This is a genomic window from Streptosporangium sp. NBC_01469 (assembly GCF_036227305.1).
In the GTDB taxonomy this organism is placed as follows: domain Bacteria; phylum Actinomycetota; class Actinomycetes; order Streptosporangiales; family Streptosporangiaceae; genus Streptosporangium.
The window spans coordinates 3191724-3211744 of record NZ_CP109465.1 but is presented as its reverse complement, the minus strand read 5'-3'; the positions used below and the strand labels follow the sequence as shown (position 1 = coordinate 3211744).

At 72.6% G+C, this 20021-nt stretch carries 16 protein-coding genes; 4 read left to right on the top strand and 12 right to left on the bottom strand.

The genetic code is table 11. The features are described 5' to 3' along the window. Positions 1-107 precede the first annotated feature (107 nt). Complete coding sequence (locus OG587_RS14630) at positions 108-1634, top strand: FAD-binding oxidoreductase (protein ID WP_329090574.1); 1527 nt, start codon at positions 108-110, stop codon at positions 1632-1634. Positions 1635-1729: 95 nt separating this feature from the next. Here the strand turns inward: OG587_RS14630 and OG587_RS14625 are convergent, their stop codons facing one another. The 5 genes from OG587_RS14625 to OG587_RS14605 form a co-directional block, all read right to left on the bottom strand. Further along, complete coding sequence (locus tag OG587_RS14625; protein WP_329090573.1) at positions 1730-3799, bottom strand: acetoacetate--CoA ligase; 2070 nt, start codon at positions 3797-3799, stop codon at positions 1730-1732. A 296-nt stretch (positions 3800-4095) separates the two neighbouring features. Continuing rightward, positions 4096-4830 (bottom strand): HAD family hydrolase, encoded by a 735-nt coding sequence (locus tag OG587_RS14620; protein WP_329093866.1) that lies wholly within the window; start codon positions 4828-4830, stop codon positions 4096-4098. Between the two features lie 117 nt (positions 4831-4947). After that, on the bottom strand, positions 4948-5580 hold the full coding sequence (locus OG587_RS14615; RefSeq protein WP_329090572.1) for an HAD family hydrolase: 633 nt from the start codon (positions 5578-5580) through the stop codon (positions 4948-4950). A gap of 173 nt (positions 5581-5753) precedes the next feature. After that, complete coding sequence (locus OG587_RS14610; protein WP_329090571.1) at positions 5754-6260, bottom strand: DUF6912 family protein; 507 nt, start codon at positions 6258-6260, stop codon at positions 5754-5756. Between the two features lie 131 nt (positions 6261-6391). Then, the gene (locus OG587_RS14605; protein WP_329090570.1) at positions 6392-7036 is read right to left on the bottom strand and encodes an HAD family hydrolase; all 645 of its coding nucleotides are present in this window, start codon (positions 7034-7036) and stop codon (positions 6392-6394) included. Between the two features lie 82 nt (positions 7037-7118). On the opposite strand from OG587_RS14605, the gene OG587_RS14600 reads away from it, so the two are divergent. Then, a complete protein-coding gene (locus tag OG587_RS14600; protein ID WP_329090568.1) occupies positions 7119-8321 on the top strand; it encodes an acyl-CoA dehydrogenase family protein in 1203 nt (400 codons plus the stop codon). 454 nt (positions 8322-8775) lie between these two features. Here the strand turns inward: OG587_RS14600 and OG587_RS14595 are convergent, their stop codons facing one another. Beyond that, the gene (locus tag OG587_RS14595) at positions 8776-9951 is read right to left on the bottom strand and encodes a hypothetical protein (protein WP_329090567.1); all 1176 of its coding nucleotides are present in this window, start codon (positions 9949-9951) and stop codon (positions 8776-8778) included. Positions 9952-10033: 82 nt separating this feature from the next. Between OG587_RS14595 and OG587_RS14590 the strand changes: the two genes are divergently transcribed. Both OG587_RS14590 and OG587_RS14585 read left to right on the top strand, forming a co-directional pair. Then, positions 10034-14671, top strand: a complete 4638-nt coding sequence (locus OG587_RS14590; RefSeq protein ID WP_329090565.1) for an HAD-IC family P-type ATPase — start codon at positions 10034-10036, stop codon at positions 14669-14671. 66 nt (positions 14672-14737) lie between these two features. Next, entirely contained in the window at positions 14738-14863 is a 126-nt protein-coding gene (locus tag OG587_RS14585) for a hypothetical protein (RefSeq protein ID WP_329090563.1), read from the top strand. Positions 14864-14895: 32 nt separating this feature from the next. Here the strand turns inward: OG587_RS14585 and OG587_RS14580 are convergent, their stop codons facing one another. The 6 genes from OG587_RS14580 to OG587_RS14555 form a co-directional block, all read right to left on the bottom strand. After that, entirely contained in the window at positions 14896-16254 is a 1359-nt protein-coding gene (locus tag OG587_RS14580) for a glycoside hydrolase family 3 protein (RefSeq protein WP_329090561.1), read from the bottom strand. Positions 16255-16399: 145 nt separating this feature from the next. Then, positions 16400-18100: a phosphoenolpyruvate--protein phosphotransferase gene (ptsP, locus tag OG587_RS14575; protein ID WP_329090559.1), complete on the bottom strand. Its 1701-nt coding sequence runs from the start codon at positions 18098-18100 to the stop codon at positions 16400-16402. Continuing rightward, entirely contained in the window at positions 18097-18354 is a 258-nt protein-coding gene (locus OG587_RS14570; protein WP_329090558.1) for an HPr family phosphocarrier protein, read from the bottom strand. Before OG587_RS14570 ends, ptsP begins: the two co-directional genes overlap by 4 nt. Before the next feature lie 28 nt (positions 18355-18382). Next, the gene (locus tag OG587_RS14565) at positions 18383-19033 is read right to left on the bottom strand and encodes an HAD family hydrolase (protein ID WP_329090556.1); all 651 of its coding nucleotides are present in this window, start codon (positions 19031-19033) and stop codon (positions 18383-18385) included. A gap of 152 nt (positions 19034-19185) precedes the next feature. Further along, positions 19186-19641: a PTS sugar transporter subunit IIA gene (locus OG587_RS14560; RefSeq protein ID WP_329090554.1), complete on the bottom strand. Its 456-nt coding sequence runs from the start codon at positions 19639-19641 to the stop codon at positions 19186-19188. Positions 19642-19778: 137 nt separating this feature from the next. Next, positions 19779-20015: a PTS glucose/sucrose transporter subunit IIB gene (locus OG587_RS14555; RefSeq protein WP_329090552.1), complete on the bottom strand. Its 237-nt coding sequence runs from the start codon at positions 20013-20015 to the stop codon at positions 19779-19781. Between the last annotated feature and the right edge of the window lie 6 nt (positions 20016-20021).

Below are 20021 nucleotides of genomic sequence, written 5' to 3'. Positions count from 1 at the left end.
GCTCCCTCTGACCCTCGTCACGCCAGGGTGATGTGAATGTGACCAACCAGAAGGGCAGTGCGGTCGTCCTATCGGGCAGGTGACACCGAACCTCGGGGAGTAACGACATGCGAACCCCTCCGGACAGGCGGGCATTCCTTCGGACCGGCGGCCTGGCCGCCCTCACACTGGGCGCTCAGGGCACACCCGCCCTGGGCGCCGTCGGCATGACCGGCACCACCGACGCCACCGGCACGACCGGCCGGGGCGCCGCGAGCGCGCCGCGCCCCGCCGACTGGCGGGCCCTGGCCGGCGGGCTGGAGGGCAGGCTCGTCCGGCCGGGCGACGCCGCGTACGACGGCGCCAGGAAGCTGTTCAACCCCGCCTTCGACACGGTCCGGCCGTCGGGGGTCGCCTACTGCGCCAACCCCTCCGACGTCGCCGAGTGCGTCGGCTTCGCGCGCCGGCTGAACCTGCCGCTGGCCGTGCGCTCCGGCGGGCACTCCTACGCGGGCTGGTCCACCGGGACCGGCCTCGTCCTCGACGTGTCCCGGATGAGCAAGGTGAGCCACGCCTCAGGGCGGGCGACCGTCGGGGCGGGCGCCAAGCTGATCGACGTCTACGACCGGCTGGCCGCGAGCGGGGTGAGCATCCCCGCCGGGACCTGCGCCACGGTCGGGGTGAGCGGGCTCGCGTTGGGCGGCGGGATCGGCGTGGTCTCCAGGAAGTACGGCCTGACCTGCGACGTGATGGAGTCGGTCCGGATCGTCACGGCCGACGGACGGCTGCTGACCTGCGACGCGAACCACAACGCCGACCTGTACTGGGCCTCGCGGGGCGGCGGCGGGGGCAACCTCGGCGTGGCGGTCTCCTTCGAGTTCCGGACCCACCCCACCCGCGAGGTCACGGTGTTCTTCCTGCACTGGCCGTGGTCGAGGGCGGTCAGGGCACTGCGCGCCTGGCAGGCGTGGGGCCCCTCGGCCCCGGACGCCATGTGGTCGGGGATGCATCTGAGCCGCAACGGCGCGACGGACGTCGAGGTCGTCGGGCTCTACCTCGGCGGCAGGGCCGGTTGCGAGCGGCTGCTCGACAGGCTGGCCGACGCGGCCGGGTCGCCGTCGTCGAGCTCCGTCAGGCAGACCTCCTACCGCCAGGCCATGCTGATCATGGCGGGCTGCGGCTCGCTCTCGGTCTCCCAGTGCCACCTGGGCGGCTCCCTGCCGGGGCAGACCCGGGGCGGGCGGCTGTCCAGGGACACCTTCAGGGCCAAGTCGCACATGGCCTACCGCCCGCTCTCCGAGGCCGGGGCCAAGACCCTGGTCGCCCAGGTCGCCCGCCCCGGCGAGCACACCGTGCTGCTGGACGCCCTCGGCGGCGCCGTCGCCAGGGTCGGCCCCGACGCCACGGCCTTCCCGCACCGGGCCGCCCTCTACAGCGTGCAGTACTACGCCCACCGCCCCGGGGCGGCGGGCTGGGCCAGGACCGCGCACGCGGCGATGCGGCCCCACTTCGGCGACCACGCGTACGTCAACTACGTCGACCCGGAGCTCGACGGCTGGCGCGCGGCCTACTACGGGGACAACGCCGCCAGGCTCGCCCAGATCAAGTCCGCCCGCGACCCGGGCCGCCTGTTCCGCCTTCCCCAGGGGATCTGACCGCGGGAGGTCCCGGGTCTCCGGTTCTCTCCCGCGTGCCCGGCCGGCAGCGGCCGTCGGTGGTGGAGGCGTGAGCGCCTCCGGTGACGCGACGGTCAGTGCCGGGTGGTGTCGGCCTCCGGGGCGGGCTCGACCGCGTCGGAGTGGGCCTCCGGGGTGAGGTCGACCGCGTCGGGGTGGGCCGCCGCGTCGAGATGGGCTCCCGGTACGAAGTGGGAGAGGATCTCGGGGTTGGCCATGGCGTCGAGGTTGGCGGCCTTCTCTGGGGCGACACCGAGGAGGATCTTGCGGATGGGGACCTCCAGCTTCTTGCCGCTGAGGGTGCGGGGGATGCCGGGGACCTCGATGATCTCGTTCGGCACGTGGCGCGGGGAGAGACCTTCCCGCAGCTCCCGGCGCAGGCGCGCGACCAGGTCGTCGTCCAGGGGCGTCGCCTCGGCCATGGTGACGTACAGCAGAAGGCGGCCCTCCTGCCCGAGCTGACCGGTGTCGATCACCAGGCTGTCGGTGATCTCCTCGAAGCGCTCCACCACGCGGTAGAACTCGCTGGTGCCCATCCGGACGCCGCCCCGGTTCAGGGTCGAGTCGGAGCGGCCGTAGATGACGCAGCCGCCGTCGGGAAGGATCTTGATCCAGTCGCCGTGCCGCCAGACTCCGGGATACTCGGAGAAGTAGCTGTCGCGGTAGCGGGACCCGTCGGGGTCGTTCCAGAACATCACCGGCATCGACGGCATCGGCAGGGTCAGCACCAGCTCGCCCACCTCTCCGATCACCGGCGTGCCCGACGGGTCGAAGGACTCGACCCTCGCACCCAGGCAGCGGCACGGGATCACCCCCGCCCGGACCGGGAGCAGCGGCACGGCACCCACGAAACCGGTGCACACGTCGGTGCCGCCGGAGAAGGAGCCGAGCTGGACCTCCGGCAGCGCGTCGTGCACCCAGGCGAACCCCTCGGGCGGCAGTGGCGAGCCGGTGGAGCCGAGCCCCCGCAGCCGGTCGAGACCGGACGGCCCGAGGCCGGCCTTCATGGACGCGATCACGTACGGAGCCCCCGTACCGAAGTAGGTGACCCCCTCCTCGGCGGCGAGCCGCCAGAGCGCGCCGGTCTCCGGGTAGGTCGCCGCCCCGTCGTAGAGCACCACCGCCGAGCCGACCAGCAGGCCGCCGACGAGGTAGTTCCACATCATCCAGCCGGTGGTGGTGTACCAGAAGAAGACGTCGCCCTCGCCCAGGTCCTGGTGGAAGGAGAGCGCCTTGAGGTGCTCCAGCACCACGCCGCCGTGACCGTGCACGATCGGCTTGGGCAGCCCGGTGGTGCCCGAGGAGTAGACGATCCAGAGCGGGTGCCCGAACGGCACCGGCTCGAAGTCGAGCGGCCCCGCGACGGCGCGCACCTCCGCCCAGCTCACCGTACGGACTCCGTCCCCGGTCACGGCCGTGTCCCGGGCCCGCGGCGCGCCGGGGGTGTCCGCGCCGAGCGCGTCCTGGGCCGGGACGCGCACCCGCGCCACCAGGGTCGGCAGCTTGGCGGCGATGTCCTGGACGACCGCGCTCCGGTCGAAGCGTTTGCCGTTGTAGTCGTAGCCGTCGACCGCGACGAGCACCTTCGGCTCGATCTGGGTGAAACGGTCGATCACACTGGGCGCGCCGAAGTCGGGCGAGCAGGAGGACCAGATGGCGCCCAGGGAGGCTGTCGCCAGGAAGGCGATCAGCGCCTCGGGGACGTTCGGCATGTAGGCCGCGACCCGGTCGCCCCTCCCGACGCCCAGCGCGGCCAGCCCCGTGCGGACCCGCGCCACCTCCTCGGCCAGTTCCCCCAGGGTGAGCGCCCGGCGCCCGCCCGCCTCGTCGCGGGAGACCACCGCGAGCCGCCCGGGGTCGGACGCGGCCCCGCGCAGCGCGTTGGCCGCGTAGTTCAGCGTCGAACCGGCGAACCACTCGGTGCCCGGCATCTCCCCCGACATGACGGGCCCGTCCCCGCGCTCCCCCACGACCCCGAAGTAGTCCCAGATCGACGTCCAGAACTCCTCGGGGGCGTCGACCGACCACCGCCACAGGGACTCGTAGTCACCGGCCCTGCCCAGCCACTCCGCGTAGCGGGTGACCTTGGCGTTTCTCACGATCTCCGGGGACGGCTCCCAGAGCGGCGCACCTTCCTCAACCATGGCCCCATCCTCTCGGCGCCCCACCCGAATGTCATCCCCCGGGACCACACACCCTCGGGGCGCCCCGTGTGGGACGACCACGTACGACCCCCCGGCGGGAACGGGCGGCGGCCGGGCACGGACATGAATCCCGGCCGGACATGTGGAGCCGGCTCGCGGCGGGCCCGGCTCGACGCGGTCCGCCCCATCACGTACGACCGTCGCTCGTCACCGATGCGGGCCGGGGAGCCGGCGGTGCGGGTCTGGAGTCAGGAGCCGGCGGTGCGGATCAGGGAGTCAGCGGCGAGGGGCGGGAGTCAGCGGCCCGCCGGGGAGTGGCCGGCGCGCCGGGCCGGGGAGGTGAGGCCGGCGACGGCGGCGACGACCTCGGAGGGGTTGGAGAGGTCGGGCAGGACCACGTCGGCCCCCGCCTCGTGCAGTTCGGCCGGGAGGGAACGCCCCGAGGCGACCCCGATCATCGCGGCCCCGGCGATCCTCGCGGCCTGGACGTCCCTGGCCGAGTCGCCGATCAGCACGGTGTTGCGCCCGTCGAAGGTCGCCCCGTACCTCTGCTTGGCGCGGCCCTGCGCGACCTGCAGGAGGGTGGCCTTGGGATAGACCTCCTCGCCGTAGCCGCCGATCTCGAAGTCGATGTGCTTGTCGAGACTGAACGCGGTCAGCTTGTGCACCGCGTTGCTCTTGATCGTGCCGGTGAGCACCGACTGGACCACGCCGTCGAGCCTCGCCACGGCCTTCAGCGCGTCGCGGGCGCCGGGCATCATCCGGCCGTCCTTGGCCAGGCTCCTGCGCCGGGCTCCGAAGGCCCCGGCCAGCGCGTCGAGGAACCTGGGGAGGTGGTCGTCACCGGCGACGATCCCGTTGATGGCGAGCATCTCGAAGACGATCTCCGAGTCGGGGCGCCCGTTGGCCTGGGTCAGTTTGACCAGGGGCCTTCCGGTGACACTGCGAAAGGCCTCCGCGTATGCCTCGCGGGTGACGATCGACACGTCGACCAGCGTGAGGTCGATGTTCCAGAGGACGAGGCGATTGATCGGGGACCTCCCGGAATGGGGGTGGATGCCCAGGGTAAGGCCCTGGGCGCATGATGACCGCCTTCGATACCGAAAAGGAGCCGTTCGCCGGTTCTCGCGAGATCGCGTCACGGGCCGTCAGGCGTGGTCGAGCGCGTTCTCCAGGGTGTCGACGACCGGGACGCCGAAGGCCATCAGGTCGGCCCGGCTGGTCATGCCGCCGGTGTAGAGGACCGCGCGTGCCCCGACGTGCTGGGCCGCGTGCGCGTCGTCCAGGCTGTCGCCGATGACGAGGACGTCGGCCGGGTCGACGCCGAGGGCGGCGAGGTGGGCCACCATCGATTCGGCCTTGTGCCCGCCGGAGGCGCTGCGCAGGCCGTCGATCCGGGTGAAGTGGTGGTCGATGCCGAATTCCGCGATCTTGGGAACCAGTCGTTCGTGCGCCCACATGGACAGCAGCGACTGCTTGCCGCCCGCGCGCTCCCAGCTCCGCAGGGTGGAGAGGGCGTCGGCGGCCAGCCCGCACTCCAGCATCAGCCGGTGATAGCTCTCGTGGAAACCGAGGTCGAGCCGCTCCCACTCGCCGTCCTCAAGGGCACGGCCGAGCATGCGCTCGTAGGCGGCCCAGATCGGGCGCGTGTAGACCGCGCGGAAGCGGTCGGCATCGTAGGAACCCAGCCCGTACGGCTCGAACACCGCGTTCGTCGCACCGACGACGGCGTCGATGTCGTGGAACAGCGTGCCGTTCCAATCCCAAACAATGTGTCTCATATGCCCTCCAGAATAGCGAAAATCCCCGCCGGATCGGCGCCGCGAACGGGAAGGCGGCCCGCTCGGAGACGCCCACGGCACGGGGATCCCACCCCCGGACCTCGGGTCTCCGGGGGCACGGGCGCCGGGCTCCTGGCTCCTGGCTCCTGGCTCCTGGCGCGGAGGGAAGGAGGTCAGCCGACCAGGTCGGGGATCTCCTGGGTGGCGTACCACAGGAGCTCGTTGGCCTCGGCGCCGTCCACGGTGAAGCGGGCGTCGTCGTCACCGCGGTCGGCCGCGGGCAGCGCGGCGAGGGCGGCCTCGACGTCCTTCACCGCCGATACGTCGTCCACGTGGACCGCGGCGACCAACCCCAGCGGGACCGCCGCGGCGAGCCGCACCCGGGCGCGCTCACTCAGGTCGGCGCTCGCGCTCACGCCGCCCTCCGGTACGTCGACGGCGACGACCACCCGCCGCGCGGCGACCTCCACCCCGTCGGCGCGGTCGGCGGCCAGCATCCGCAGGGAACTCCTGGCCGCCTCGGTCAGGGCGACGTACTCCAACTCCTCGGTGTCACCCGAGGCGTACCACTCGACCAACGCGGGGGTCACCGCGTAGCCGGTCAACGGGGCCGGGCCGAGCTCCCCCACGGTGGCCACGCGGGCCAGCGCCGGGAGCGTACACGGCAGGTAGACGCGCATCCATGCCTCGATCTATCTCTCCGACATCGGCGCCGGTTCGGCGCCGATTCACGCATCGAGTGTGCCAGTACCGGCGACCCCCGGTGATACCGCCCGCGCGGAGCGGCACGGTGAGAGTTGAACGGGACAGGTCAGCGGAGCGAGATCTGGAACAGGGTCTCCAGTTCGGCGATGGTCGGCTCGGGGGCGCGGTGGTGCACGCCGACGATGCCGAGCCGCCGGGCGGCCTCGATGTTGGCCTCGATGTCGTCGACGAACACGCACTCCTCCCCGGCCAGGCCGATCCTGCCGAGCGCGTGCTCGAAGATCCTCGGCTCGGGCTTGCGCATGCCGATCTCCCCCGAGATGACGACCTCGTCGAAGAAGTCCTCCCAGCCCTCGCGGGGATACTCGTTCGCCCAGGAGTTGGAGAGCAGGCAGGTGCGCAGACCCGCGGCGCGGGCCTCGCGGAGCATCTCGTACATCGGCTCGACCCGGTGGAAGCGGGAGAACATCCTGGTCAGCAGCCCCTCGGCGACCGGCGGTACGCCGTCCGTCGTGATCAGCCTGGCCGCCAGGTCGCGTTCGAAGTCCAGGCCGGAGATCTCTCCGCGCTCCAGGGCGTGGATGGTGTTCTCGCCGTTCTCCGTGTTCTCGTACGCGTGAACGATGAGCTCACGCATCACCTGCCGGTAGTGGGCCTCGTCGAGCCTCTCGGCGACGATCCACTCGGCGATCGCCTCGGCGAGACCGACGGTGAGCACGCCACCCCAGTCGATCAGCACGCCCTTCAGCATCTCTCCTCCTTGATGGAACGGGTTCCAGGTTAGGCGTGGACCGGTGGACGGCGGCAGAAGGGGTGGTGCCAAACTGGCCGCCATGGACTTCGCGCTCAGCGACACGGCGCAGGAATACCTCGCCAATCTGACCGATTTCATGACTACCCATGTCTATCCGGCGGAGCCGGTCTACCACGCTTGGCGGCAGACCAGAGGGCACGACAGTCACGAGCTGCCCCCGGTGGTGGAGGAGCTCAAGGCCGAGGCGCGCTCGCGCGGTCTCTGGAACCTGTTCCTTCCCGCGGAGTCGGGCATGTCGGTGCTCGACTACGCCGGCCTGGCCGAGGTCACCGGCCGCTCCATCGACCTCGCCCCCGAGGCGCTGAACTGCGCGGCCCCCGACACCGGGAACATGGAGGTCCTGCACATGTTCGGCTCGCCCGAGCAGCGGGACCGGTGGCTCAAGCCCCTGCTCTCCGGCGAGATCCGTTCGGCGTTCGCGATGACCGAGCCCGCGGTGGCCTCCAGCGACGCCACCAACATCGCCACCTCCATCAGGCTCGACGGCTCCGAGTACGTCGTCAACGGCCGCAAGTGGTTCATCACCGGGGTGGCCGACCCGCGCTGCGAGATCCTGATCGTGATGGGCAAGACCGATCCCGACGGGCCGCCGCACCGCCAGCAGTCGATGATCCTGGTCCCGATGGACACACCGGGCATCGAGGTCATACGTCACCTGCCGCTCTTCGGTTACCAGGAGCAGCACGGCCACTCCGAGATCGTCTTCACCGACGTCCGGGTGCCCGCCTCGAACCTCATCGCGGCGGAGGGGGACGGCTTCCGCATCGCCCAGGCCCGTCTCGGCCCCGGCCGCATCCACCACTGCATGCGCGCCGTCGGCATGGCCGAACGCGCCCTGGAGCTGATGTGCGCCCGCGCCGCCAACCGGGTGGCCTTCGGCCAGACGCTGGCGCAGCAGGGTGTGGTGCAGCAGCAGATCGCCGAGTCGCGGCTCGCCATCGAACAGGCCAGGCTGCTCACCCTGAAGGCCGCCTGGATGATTGACACGGTCGGCGTGAAGGCGGCCGCCTCGGAGATCTCCGCAATCAAGGTCGTCGCTCCGAGGATGGCGTGCGAGGTCATCGACCGCGCCATCCAGGTCCACGGTGGCATGGGGCTGTCCGACGACGTCCCGCTCGCGGCGATGTACGCGCAGGCCCGCGCGATGCGCATCTTCGACGGTCCGGACGAGGTTCACATCCGCACCGTGGCCCGCCGCGAGCTCAAGCCGTATCTCTCCTAAACCATCACCAAACGGACAGCGAGCGGTCCGAGCGGCCGGAGATTCATCCCCTAACATCCGATTCAACGGCCGTTACGCGTTTCGCGGCCCCAATACGAGGAAGATTACGAGAATGGCACTCGGGCCATATAACCGCACGTAGAAGGCATGATCGACCTCCTGCGGGCTCCATTTGCACCTTCCCTCGGTTCCCATGAGGAGGGATCATGGCAGTAGCTCAGACGAGCCGGTCACGCGCCCGTACGGCGCAGAGACCGACCACACCCGCAACGTCCACCACGCATGCCCAGGCAAGCAGGAAACAGGACGGCGCCTCGCTAACGCTCAATCTTCCGATGCTGACAGTGCAGCTGCGGCCTCCGCATGTTCACTTGCCGCACGTCAGCAGGCAGGAGGCGGGCCAGGCCGTCGACACGGCCAGGTCGTTCCTCCCGCCGACGGAGCGCATCGTCTACTACGGAGGACTCGGCGCGCTCGCGGTGGCTGGATTGCTCGAATGGCCGGTAGCGGCGGCCATCGGGGTCGGGACGCTGATCGCGCAGCGTGCGCGCGGGAAGAACCGGTCGTCGAGTCCGGTCTCCAGGCCCGCGAGCTCCGCGGCCAGGCCCTCGGCGTCCGAAGGCACCGCGTCTCGAACGACCGGTTCGACATCCAGGTCCCGCGCGGGAAGCGCCACGTCCCGGACCAAACCCGCGTCCCGCACGGCCGCGTCCGCGTCACGCACCGCGTCCAAGGCCGCGGGCACCGTGTCCCGGGCGGCGGGTACCGCAGCGTCACGCACCGCGAGTGCCGCGACCCGGGCAGCCGGTGCCGCGACCCGCACGGCCGGCACCGCCGCGTCCCGGGCCACCGGCGCCGTCTCACGCGCGGCGGGCACCGCCTCCCGGGCAGCCGGAACGGTATCCCGGGCCACCAGCCCCACCACGCGGACCAGAAGCACCACGACCCGCAGCACCGCGACCCGCAAGAAGAGCCCCACCACGCGGACCCGCGCGACGGGCACGACCTCCCGGACAGCCGGAACGGCATCCCGGGCCACCAGCCCCACCACGCGGACCCGCGCGACGGGCACGACTAAAACGGCGTCCCGGGCCACCAGCCCCACCGCACGGGCCAGAAGCACCGCGACCCGCACGGGAAGCGCCGCCACACGGACCCGCAGCACCGCGTCACGAGCGGCGGGTACCGCGACCCGCGCGGCCGGCACCGCCGCGTCCCGGGCCACCGGCGCCGTCTCACGAGCGGCGGGCACCGCCTCCCGGGCAGCCGGAACGGCATCCCGGGCGACCAGCCCCACCGCACGGACCAGAAGCACCACGTCACGGACGGCTTCGTCCACCTCACGAACCGCGAGCACCGGTTCCCGGGCCACGACAGCGGCACGGACCACGAGACCCGCGCCGCGGACCGCGAAGCCCACGGCAAGGGCGACGAAGCCTGCGGCACGGGCGACGAAGCCTGCGGCACGGGCGACGAAGCCCGCGTCACGGACCACCAAACCGGCGTCCCGGGCCACGACGTCCACGTCGCGACGGGCCGCGACGCCCGCTTCTCGCACCGCGAGCTCCGCCTCCCGGGCGACGACGTCCGCCTCCCGTTCGAGGGGTTCGGTCCGCGGGAGATCGTCCAAGTAATCGCAGCGATGGGGCCGATCAGGCCACGCGTAACCAACGGCCTGATCGGCCCCGTCATTTTGCCTGCTGGAGATCTGAATGTTCGTGCCCCGCCTGCTGTCTGTTCCCGCGGAAACCCTCTGGAGCGTCGTGCCTGGCGCGATCAAGGTCGTACCCGGCGCGGTCAGGAACGCCCTGCCGCGTTCACGCGGGAAACGGGTCTGTCCCGGAGGGCTCCATGTCGATCTGCGGGTGATCGGCGCTCCGGGCAGCGAGTCGAAGGCCCGGCGGCTGGAGAACGCGCTGCTGAAGCTGGAGGGGGTCGAGCGGGCGGAGGTCAACGGCATCCTCAGCTCCGTCTTCGTGGGATGCGACCCAGGATCGATCAACCTGAAGAAGCTGCTGGCGGTCATCGAAGCGCTCGACGGCGAGGGGGCGGACGACGACGATGACGACGACCTGACCGACGGCTACGACAGCGACGACGACCTGGTCGAGGACGCCGAAGACGAGGACGCCGAAGACGAGGACGCTGAAGACGAGGACGCCGAATCCGACGAGGCCTCGTCACCGAGGCCCGGGTTCCTCGCCTCCAAGCTGGTGGAACACCACACCGCCAGACTGGTCGAACGGCACACCCGTGCCGGCATCCGGCTCGGCGCGAGCCTGGTCGGGGCGGGCATGACGTTCGCCGGGCGAGCGGTGCACGCGCCGCCGCTCCCCCCGATCGTTCCGGCGCTGCTGGGCCTGGTCGAGTCCACCCCGAGGGTCCGCGACGAGCTGGAACACCGTATCGGCGCTCCGGCCACCGTCGCCCTGTTCACGACGGCGAACATCGTCACCCACACGCTGGCGCTGCGCCGGGTGGGGATGCTCGTCCAGTCGCTCACCGCCGTCGGCCGCTACATCGAGGCGCGCGACACCCGGCGGGCCTGGGAGGCGCGCCAGCACGAACTGGCCTCGGGAAAGGGCTCCTACCGCCACATCCGCACGACCAGGAAGCCGCGTCCCGCGCCCATGGCCCACAGCCCCGTGGACCGGTTCGAGCGCGTCGGGGGCCCGGTGGCGGTGGGCGCCACCGGGCTGACGTACCTTTTCGGCGACAGCCGGATGCGTGCCGTCGCCATGCTCACCGCGACGACGCCCAAGGCCGCGAAGCTGGGCCGCGAGTCTTTCGCCTCCGCGATAGGGCGTGCCGTGGCGAGGCGCGGGGCGATCGTTCTCAACGATCGGGCCCTGCGCCACATGGAGGGGATCGACACCGTCATCCTCGACGCCGACACGCTCGGCACGGGTTCGTGGGAGATCGACCGCATCATTCCCCTCGGTGACCTGGACGCCGTGAACGGCGAGGGTCTCGACGGGTTGCGCGCGCGGCTCCGTACCCTGATCGACGTCGACGACCCCGGCGCGCGGCGGGAACGCGACACGTGGAAGGCCGAGCCCCTCGCGGGCCCGGCCGGGCTCGTCACCGCGGAGGCCGAGGACTGGGAGGCCCGGGGGCTCCGGGCCGTCCGCGTGACGAGGAAGGGCGTTCCGGCCGCCCTGGTCGGCATGGCGCCGCAGGTCGACCCGCTGGCCGACGCGATCGTCGCCGCGGCCAAGGGCGCGTGCGCCGTGGCGCTCGCGGGAGGCGACTCGGCACTCGGCCTGCGGCTCGGCATCGACGAGATCGTGCCGGGCGGTTCCCGGCTGACCCGGTCGATCCGCGCTCTCCAGGCGGACGGCCACGGGGTCGCCGTGGTGTCGGAACGCCGCATGGCCGCGCTGGCCCAGGCCGACCTGGGCATCGGCGTGCTGCGCACCTCGGGCCGGGTGCCCTGGGACGCGGACGTGATCGCCGAGCTTGAGGAGGTTCACCTGCTCCTGAGCTGCCTGGCACCGGCGAGGAAGACGAGTGAGCGGTGCGTGTGGCTCACCGCCGCGGGGACCGCCGCCGGAGGCGTGCTGGCGGCCCTCGGGCCGACGGGGGATTCACCGCACAAGGCGCAGCTCGCGAGCAGCTGCACGTCGTTGGCCACCCTCGTCACGGGCGAGTGGGCGGGCTGGCACGCCGGGCGGGAGACACCGCCGATCCGGATCGACAGAACCCCCTGGCACGCGATGCCGACCAAGGAGGTCCTGGCCCTGCTGGGCTCGTCGGCCAACGGGATCAGCGAGGCCGAGGCCCTGCGGCGCAGGGCCTCCACGGGATCGGGAGAGCCGCAGGGCCCCGATTCGCTGCTCCGCGTGTCCGCCGAGGAACTGGCCAACCCGCTGACCCCCGTCCTGGCCGCCGGGGCGGGCCTGTCGGCCCTGGTCGGCTCGGTCTCCGACTCGGTGATGATAGGCACGGTCGTGGCCGCCAACGCGCTCATCGGAGGGAGCCAGCGCTACACCGCCGACCGGGCGCTGCACCGCCTGACCGAGGCGGTGGCGGTTCCGGTGCGGTTGCGCCGCCCCAAGGAGAAGGCGAGCACGGCTCGCTCTCCCAGGCGGGCGAGCGGCACCGCCCCTCACGAGAAGGCGGGCACCACCCGCTCTCACGAGCAGGCGAACGCGACCATCGAGGACCTCGTACCCGGCGATGTGGTCGAGCTGCGCGCGGGCGACACCGTACCGGCCGACTGCCGCGTGCTCAAGGCGGTGGGCCTGGAGATCGACGAGGCCGCCCTGACCGGCGAGTCGCAGCTCGTCACCAAGTCACCGGAGCCCGTCAACGCGGCTGCCATCGCCGACCGGACCTCGATGGTCTACGAGGGGACGACGGTGGCGGCCGGCAGCGGGCTGGCCGTGGTGGTCGCGGCGGGCGAGGCGACCGAGACGGCCAGGACCGCCAGGCTCGCCGCGGAGGAGCCCCCGGCCACGGGCGTGCGGCTGCGGTTGCGGGAGCTGAGCCGCCGGGTCCTGCCGGTCGCGGTCGGATCCGGCGTCGTCCTGCTCGTCGCCGACCTGTTGCGCGGCAGCTCCGCGCCGCAGGCGCTCGCACCGGCGGTGAGCCTCGCCGTCGCCGCCGTACCCGAGGGGCTGCCGTTCGTCGCCTCGGTCGCGGAGCTCGCCTCCGCGCGGCGGCTGTCGACCCGAAACACCCTGGTGCCCAACCCCTCCACGATCGAGGCCCTCGGCCGGGTGAACGTCCTCTGCTTCGACAAGACGGGAACCCTCACCGAGGGGCGTATCAGCCTGCGGTGCGTCTCGGACGTGCAGGACGAGCGCCCCCTGGAGGACCTGACGCCCGAGCTGCGGCACATCGTGACCGCGGGGATGCGCGCCTGTCCTCGGCACGACGAGGGGCGCCCCGTCCCGCACCCCACCGACCGCGCCGTACTGAAGGGGGCCGAGCGGCTGGGCGTGACCGAGAAGGGGACCGGAAGCTGGGAGCGGGTCGACGAGCTGCCCTTCGAACCGGGACGCGGCTACCACGCCGTACTCGGCAAGGGCGACTCGGGCCCGCTGCTGAGCGTCAAGGGCGCCCCCGAGGTCGTGGTCACCCGTTGCACGTCCATACTCCGTGACGGCCGGGTGGTCCCGCTCGTGGACTCCCTCGTGGCGGAGGTCGAAAAGGAGCTCGACCAGCTCGCCCGGCAGGGTTACCGGGTGCTCGCGGTCGCGGAGCGCCCCGCCTCCGACCGTCGCGATCTCGACGAGTCCCGCATCCAGGACCTGTGCTTCCTCGGATTCCTCGGTCTGGCCGACCCCGTGCGGCCCACGGCCGCGGAGAGCGTCGGCCGCCTCACGCGGGCGGGCGTACGCATTGTCATGATCACGGGTGACCATCCGAGCACGGCGGAGGCGATCGGCGCCGAGCTGAACGTGCTGAACGGCGGGCGGATCATGACGGGGCCCGAGCTGGACGAGATGGACGACGACGCCCTGGTGGAGGCGCTGCCGGACGTGACGGTCTTCGCCAGGACCACCCCTGCGCACAAGGCGCGGATCGTCGGCTGCCTGCGCCGGACCGGCAAAGTCGTCGCGGTCACCGGCGACGGCGCCAACGACGCCCCGGCGATCCGGGTCGCGGACGTGGGGATCGCCCTCGGGTCCCGCGCCACCCCGGCGGCGCGGGCGGCGGCCGACATCGTCGTGACCGACGACCGCATCGAGACGATCGTCGACGCGATCATCGAGGGCCGGGCCATGTGGAGCTCGGTCCGCGACGCCCTCAGCATCCTGCTCGGCGGCAACATCGGCGAGATCGTCTTCGCGGTCGGGTCCAGCCTGCTCAGCGGCGGGAACGTGCTGAACGCCCGGCAGTTGCTGCTGGTCAACCTGCTCACCGACATGCTGCCCGCCATGGCGGTGGCCTCCCGGCCCCCGACGGCCACCAGCCCGGAGAAGCTGCTGGACGAGGGTCCGGAGGCCTCGCTGGGAGCCTCCCTGACCCGCGACATCTACCTGCGTGCCGCCACCACGGCGAGCGCGGCGGGCCTGGCCTGGGCGATCGGCCGGATGACCGGTACGCGCGGGCGGGCGGACACGATGGGGCTGGTCGCGCTCGTGGCGTCGCAGCTGCTGCAGACCCTGGCCCTGGGCAGCCGGGATCGCCTGGTGGTGCTGGCCTCGCTCCTGTCCCTGGCCGTCCTGGGCATGACCGTCACGGTTCCGGGGCTCTGCCGGTTCTTCGGCTGCCGCTTCCTGGGGCCAGTGGGGTGGACCATCGCCCTGGGAAGCGCCACCGCCACGACGGCCGCGGGGGCGGCGTTCCAGGCGTCAACGCGGAGGACGTCACCGAATGTTCACCGAACAGCAACCTCATGACTGGTGACTTATACACTTTTGGTATGAATTATCACCTTAAGTGCTCTCTCTCCCTGTGAGGTTGTTATGTCCGGATTCATCTCCACCGTGCTCGCCAAGGCGGCCGTCATGCTGATCGAGGCCCTGCTCACGCGTCTCGTCCAGTCGCTCGTCGTCTCGCTGGCCAGGACCGGCAACCTCCAGGCCGCCTGATCCGGCCTCGCGGCGGAGCCCCCCGCGCCCTTTCAGCGGGCCCGTGAGGTGATGAGCCGGGCGACCCTGAGGTGCTCGGCCGAGCGGAGCACCCGCTCGGCCCTGGCCGGGTCGGCGACCGGCGCCCTGCCCAGCAGGCCGCGGGCGGCCTTCAGCTTCAGCAGCCGCCGGACGGACTGGTCGAGCCGCGCCTCGGAGATCTTCCCGGAGGCCACGGCGGCCAGCAGCGCCCGGTGGGCCTCGCGGTAGTCCGGCGGCATGAGCAGCAGGTCCACCCCGGCCTGGATCGCCCGTACCGCGACCTCCCCGTCCCCGTACTTCTTGCGCACCCCCGCCATGTCCAGCGCGTCGGTCGAGACGACCCCGTCGAAGCCGAGCTTCTCGCGGAGCAGCCCGGTCAGGATCGGCTTGGAGAGGGTGGCGGGGTCACCCGAGGGATCGAGCTTCGGCATGACGACGTGCGCGCTCATGATCGCGTCGACGTCCTCGCCGATGGCCGCGGCGAACGGCGGGGCGTCCAGCCTGTTCCACTGGGACCGGGAGTGCTTGATCACCGGCAGGCCGGTGTGGCTGTCGACGCCGGTGTCGCCGTGGCCGGGAAAGTGCTTGGCCGTGGCCCCGATCCCCGCGTCGTGGAAGCCCTGGACGGCGGCGGCGACCATCGGCGCGACCTTCTTCGGGTCCGAGCCGTACGCGCGCGGGCCGATCACCGGGTTGCGCGGGTTGAGGTTGACGTCGGCGACGGGCGCGAAGTCGAGGTTGACCCCCAGGGCGCGCAGTTCGGTGCCCGTCACCTCTGCGGCCCGGCGGGCCAGCGAGATGTCGCGGGTCGAGCCGATGACCGACGCCCCGGGAAGGGGGGTGACCAGGGGGGCGAGGCGGGAGACCTTGCCGTTCTCCTGGTCCGTGCCGATCAGCAACGGGATCTCGGGGGACGCCTTCTGCAGCCCGTTGGTCAGCGCCACGACCTGGCGGACGCTCTTGACGTTGCCCGCCCAGGGAAAGAGGATCACCCCGCCGGGGCGGTAGCGGGCGACCATCTTCGCCGGGGTGTCCACCCCGAACCGCGCTTGGTTCTCCCCCGACGACGTGTCGGCCGACGGGCCGTACAGCACGGGCATGAAGAGCTGGCCGACCTTCTCCTCCACGCTCATCGAGGCGAGCACGCCCGCCACCCCCGGCGCCTCCGCCGTCGCGGAGGCCGCGGCGGGAGCGGACGCCGCGTCGGTTCCCGAGGTCGCCGGGGTCGCCGCCGTCGTGCCGGCGGGTGTCGCCGCGTCGGCGCTCGCGGAGGTCTCACCCGCCCGCGTGGCACCGGACGCGGGCGGAGCGGCCCTCCCCGCCTCGGCGCATCCGGCCGCCATCGTCGCGATCACTGCAATACCCGTCACACGTATCCACCGAGCCATGCCGCTTACGCTATCCGGGCCCGCGCCCCGACGCCCGCGCATCCTCCCGGTCACCACCGGCCACACGCCTCCCACCGACCGGCGCGTTCCAGCCGGTACGCCACCTCGTTGGGAAAGTCCGCCCACGTCAGAGGGCCAGGCCGGCGAGGCCGGGCAGGTGCGAGCGCGCCTCGGCGCGCGCGTCCTCCGGTGAGGCGGCGGCCCGCGCGGCGGCGGCGGCCAGGTGGCACTGCCGCCGCGTGTGGCGCGACAGCGCGGCCCGTACGGCGGGCAGCGCCGGGGCGGACATGGACAGCGAGGTGACCCCGAGCCCGACGAACACGCAGGCGAGGGCCGGATCGGCCGCGGCCTCGCCGCAGGCCCCGCACGGCCTCCCGCGCTCGGCGGCGCCCGCCGCGGCCAGGGCGACCAGGTCGAGCAGGGCGGGCTGCCAGGCGTCCTGGAGACCGGTCAGCGCGCCCAGCTGCCGGTCGGCGGCGAGGGCGTACTGGGCCAGGTCGTTGGTCCCGATGGAGAAGAAACTCGCCCGGACGGCCAGGTCGGAGGCGCGCAGGGCCGCGGACGGGATCTCGATCATCACTCCCGCCGACGGCAGTCCCGCCGCGTCGCAGGCGTCGGCGAACCAGGCGGCCTCCTCGGCGGTGGCCACCATCGGCGCCATCACCTGGAGCCTCGCCGACGAGCGCGAGGCCGCCGCGGCGAGGGCGGCGAGCTGGATGTCCATGATCTCCGGGTGCGTCCTGAACAGCCGCGCCCCGCGCTCCCCCAGCGCCGGATTGGGCTCGTACGCCCCCGGCGGCAGGAAGGCGAGGGGCTTGTCGGCCCCCGCGTCGAGGGTCCGCACGATCACCCTGCCACCGGGGAAGGCGTCCAGCACCTCCAGGTAGGCGGCCTCCTGCTCCTCCGCGGAGGGCGCCTCGGCCCGGTCGAGGAAGAGGAACTCGGTCCGGTAGAGCCCGATCCCCTCGGCCCCGTGCTCCAGCGCGGCGGCCACGTCGCGCGGCCCGCCGATGTTGGCGAGCAGCGGCACGGCGTGCCCGTCGGCGGTCGTCCCCGGCCCCGTGGCGGAGGCCGACACGGCCTCCCGCGCGGCGGCGGCGTCGCGCGCCCCGCGAACCTCGTCGTCGGAGGGCGCGGGCCGTACGAGACCCGAGGCGCCGTCGACCAGCACCGGCGTCCCCGGCGTGATCGAGGTCGCCCCCGGGCAGGCCACCACGGCCGGCACCCCCATGGCGCGGGCGAGGATCGCGGTGTGGCTGGTCGGGCCGCCCTGCTCGGTGACGAAGGCCGCCACCACGTCCGGAGACAGCAGCGCCGTGTCGGCGGGTGCCAGGTCGCGGGCGACGAGGACGTACGGCTGCCCGGTGCCGGTGGGCACGCCGGGCACACCGGGCATGGACCGGCCCTCGATCACCGCGACGACACGGTCCCTGACGTCGTCCAGGTCGGCGACGCGCTCGCCGAGGTATCCCCCGGCGGCGGCGAGCAGGTCGCGGTAGTGACCGAACGCCTCGTAGACCGCGCGGGCCGCGGCGGTGCCCGCCTCGACCAGCTCGGCCACCCCGTCCGCCAGGCCGGGGTCGCGGGCCATCATGGCCTGCGCCTCCAGGATCTCCCCGGCCTCGCCACCGGCGCGGACCCCCCGCTCCTCCAGGTCGGCGGCGACCCGCTCCAGCGCCCGCCCGGCCCCGGCCAGCTCCGCGGCTGCGTCCTCGGCGTCCCCGCCGTGCCGGGAGCCCGGGGCCGGGACGGTCGCCTCGTACGCGAGCACGTAGGCGGGACCGACACCGACCCCGGGGCTCACCCCCACCCCGGTGAGCGTGCTCACGGCGCCGACGCGATGCCGGCCAGCCGGTCGAGAAGCTCTTCGGCCCCCTCGCCCTCCGCTCTGATCACCACCGTGTCGCCCTCCCTGACGTCGAGCGAGAGGACCGACAGGATGCTCTTGGCGTTCACCGGCTCGCCGCCTCCCTTGGCGACGGTGACGTCCAAAGACGCCTTGGCCGCCGTCTGGACGAACGTCGCGGCGGGCCGGGCGTGCAGGCCGACCTCCGACTTGACGGTGACTTGGCGCTCGGCCACGTGTTCCTCCCGGGGGTCCGCCCGCGGTCTAGACCGCGGGATCATCGGTGATCGACAGGGGCCAGGTGACCCCCGTCAGGTCCGCGACCACGAGATCGGCCGCGGCCAGCTCAGTGCCCACGTGCGTGGTCGCTACGCCCACGCACGCCATGCCCGCGGCCTTGGCCGCGGTGATTCCGGCGATCGAGTCCTCGAACGCCACACAGTGTGCCGGATCGACCGACAGGCGTGCGGCCGCGAGCAGGAACCCCTCGGGGTCGGGCTTGCCCACGGTCACGTCGTGGGCGGACACGATCGTCTCCAGCAGGTCGCGAACGCCGACCTGCGTCAGCCGCTCCTCCGCCCAGTCACGGCCGGCGGAGGTGACGACCGCGACCGGCGACCCGTACGCCGCGACCCTGCGGACCAGCTCGGCGGCGCCGGGCACCGGCACGATGTCGGGCAGTCCGGGACGATCGTGGAAGGAGAAGACCTCCTCGATCAGGTCGTCGATCCGCTTGCCGGGGAAGAGGTGGGCCCTTTCCGTCAGGACGTCGCGCCCGCGCCGTCCCATGAACCCGCGCAGCACGACCTCGTCGTGGACCACCCCGTGGCTGTCGAGCAGCATCGACCACATGGCCATGCTCCGCCGCTCGGTGTTGATCAGCGTCCCGTCGAGATCGAAGAGCGCCGCCTTCACGGGCGGTCTCGCCGTCGTCCCCACCTGTCGTCCCCATCTCTCGGCTCCGTGGCCGATGCCTCACGGTCGGTACTTCACGGTCGGTAGTTCACGGCCGATGCTTCACGGCCGGTAGTTCATGGTCGGTGCTTCACCGCCGGTCCCGCGAATCCTCAGGCCGGATCGCTCCACTCGAAAAGCTCGTCACCGGCGTCGACGGCCCCGGTGGCGAGGCCGGTGACGGCGTCCGCGGCGGCGTCCAGCGCCACGACCGGGCAGATCGGGCAGCGTCCGCCCGCCTCGATCCCGGCCGGGTCCCACGCCACCACCGGCTGCCCCGCGCTCACCCGGTCGCCCTCGGCGGCCAGCGGCTCGAACCCCTCGCCCCTGAGCTCGACCGTGTCGATGCCCAGGTGGACGAGGACCCCCCGGCCGTCGTCGCCGACGACCACGAACGCGTGCGGGTGCAGCTTGACGATGGTGCCCGCGATGGGGGAGAGCACCCGGCCGGGCGTCCTGTCCGGCTCGATCGCCATGCCGGGCCCGACCAGCCCCTCGGAAAAAACCGGGTCGGGCACCGAGCCGAGCCGCACGGCCACCCCCGCGACCGGTGCCAGAACTGTGGTCACCGTCCCCCCCTCGGCATGCCGCCGCCCGCGAGGACGGCCCGCCCGCCCGTGCCGTCCGGGCGGCCCCGCCCGTGAGAGCGCCCTCGTCGGCCCCCGCCGGCTCCTGTCAGCCCTGATCAACCCATGTCCGCCGTTGTTCAGCCCATGATGTCCTCGATGTCGCTGGCGATCGTGTCGGCCTCGGGACCCACCACCACCTGGACGACGTTGCCCGCCGCCATCACACCGTGCGCGCCGGCCGCCCGGAGGGCCGCCTGGTCGACCTTGGAGGCGTCGCGCACCTCGGTACGCAGCCGGGTGATGCACGGTTCGATCTCGATGATGTTGTCCGCACCACCGAGTCCAGCGATGATCGCGTCGGCATCGGCCGCCATGTCGCC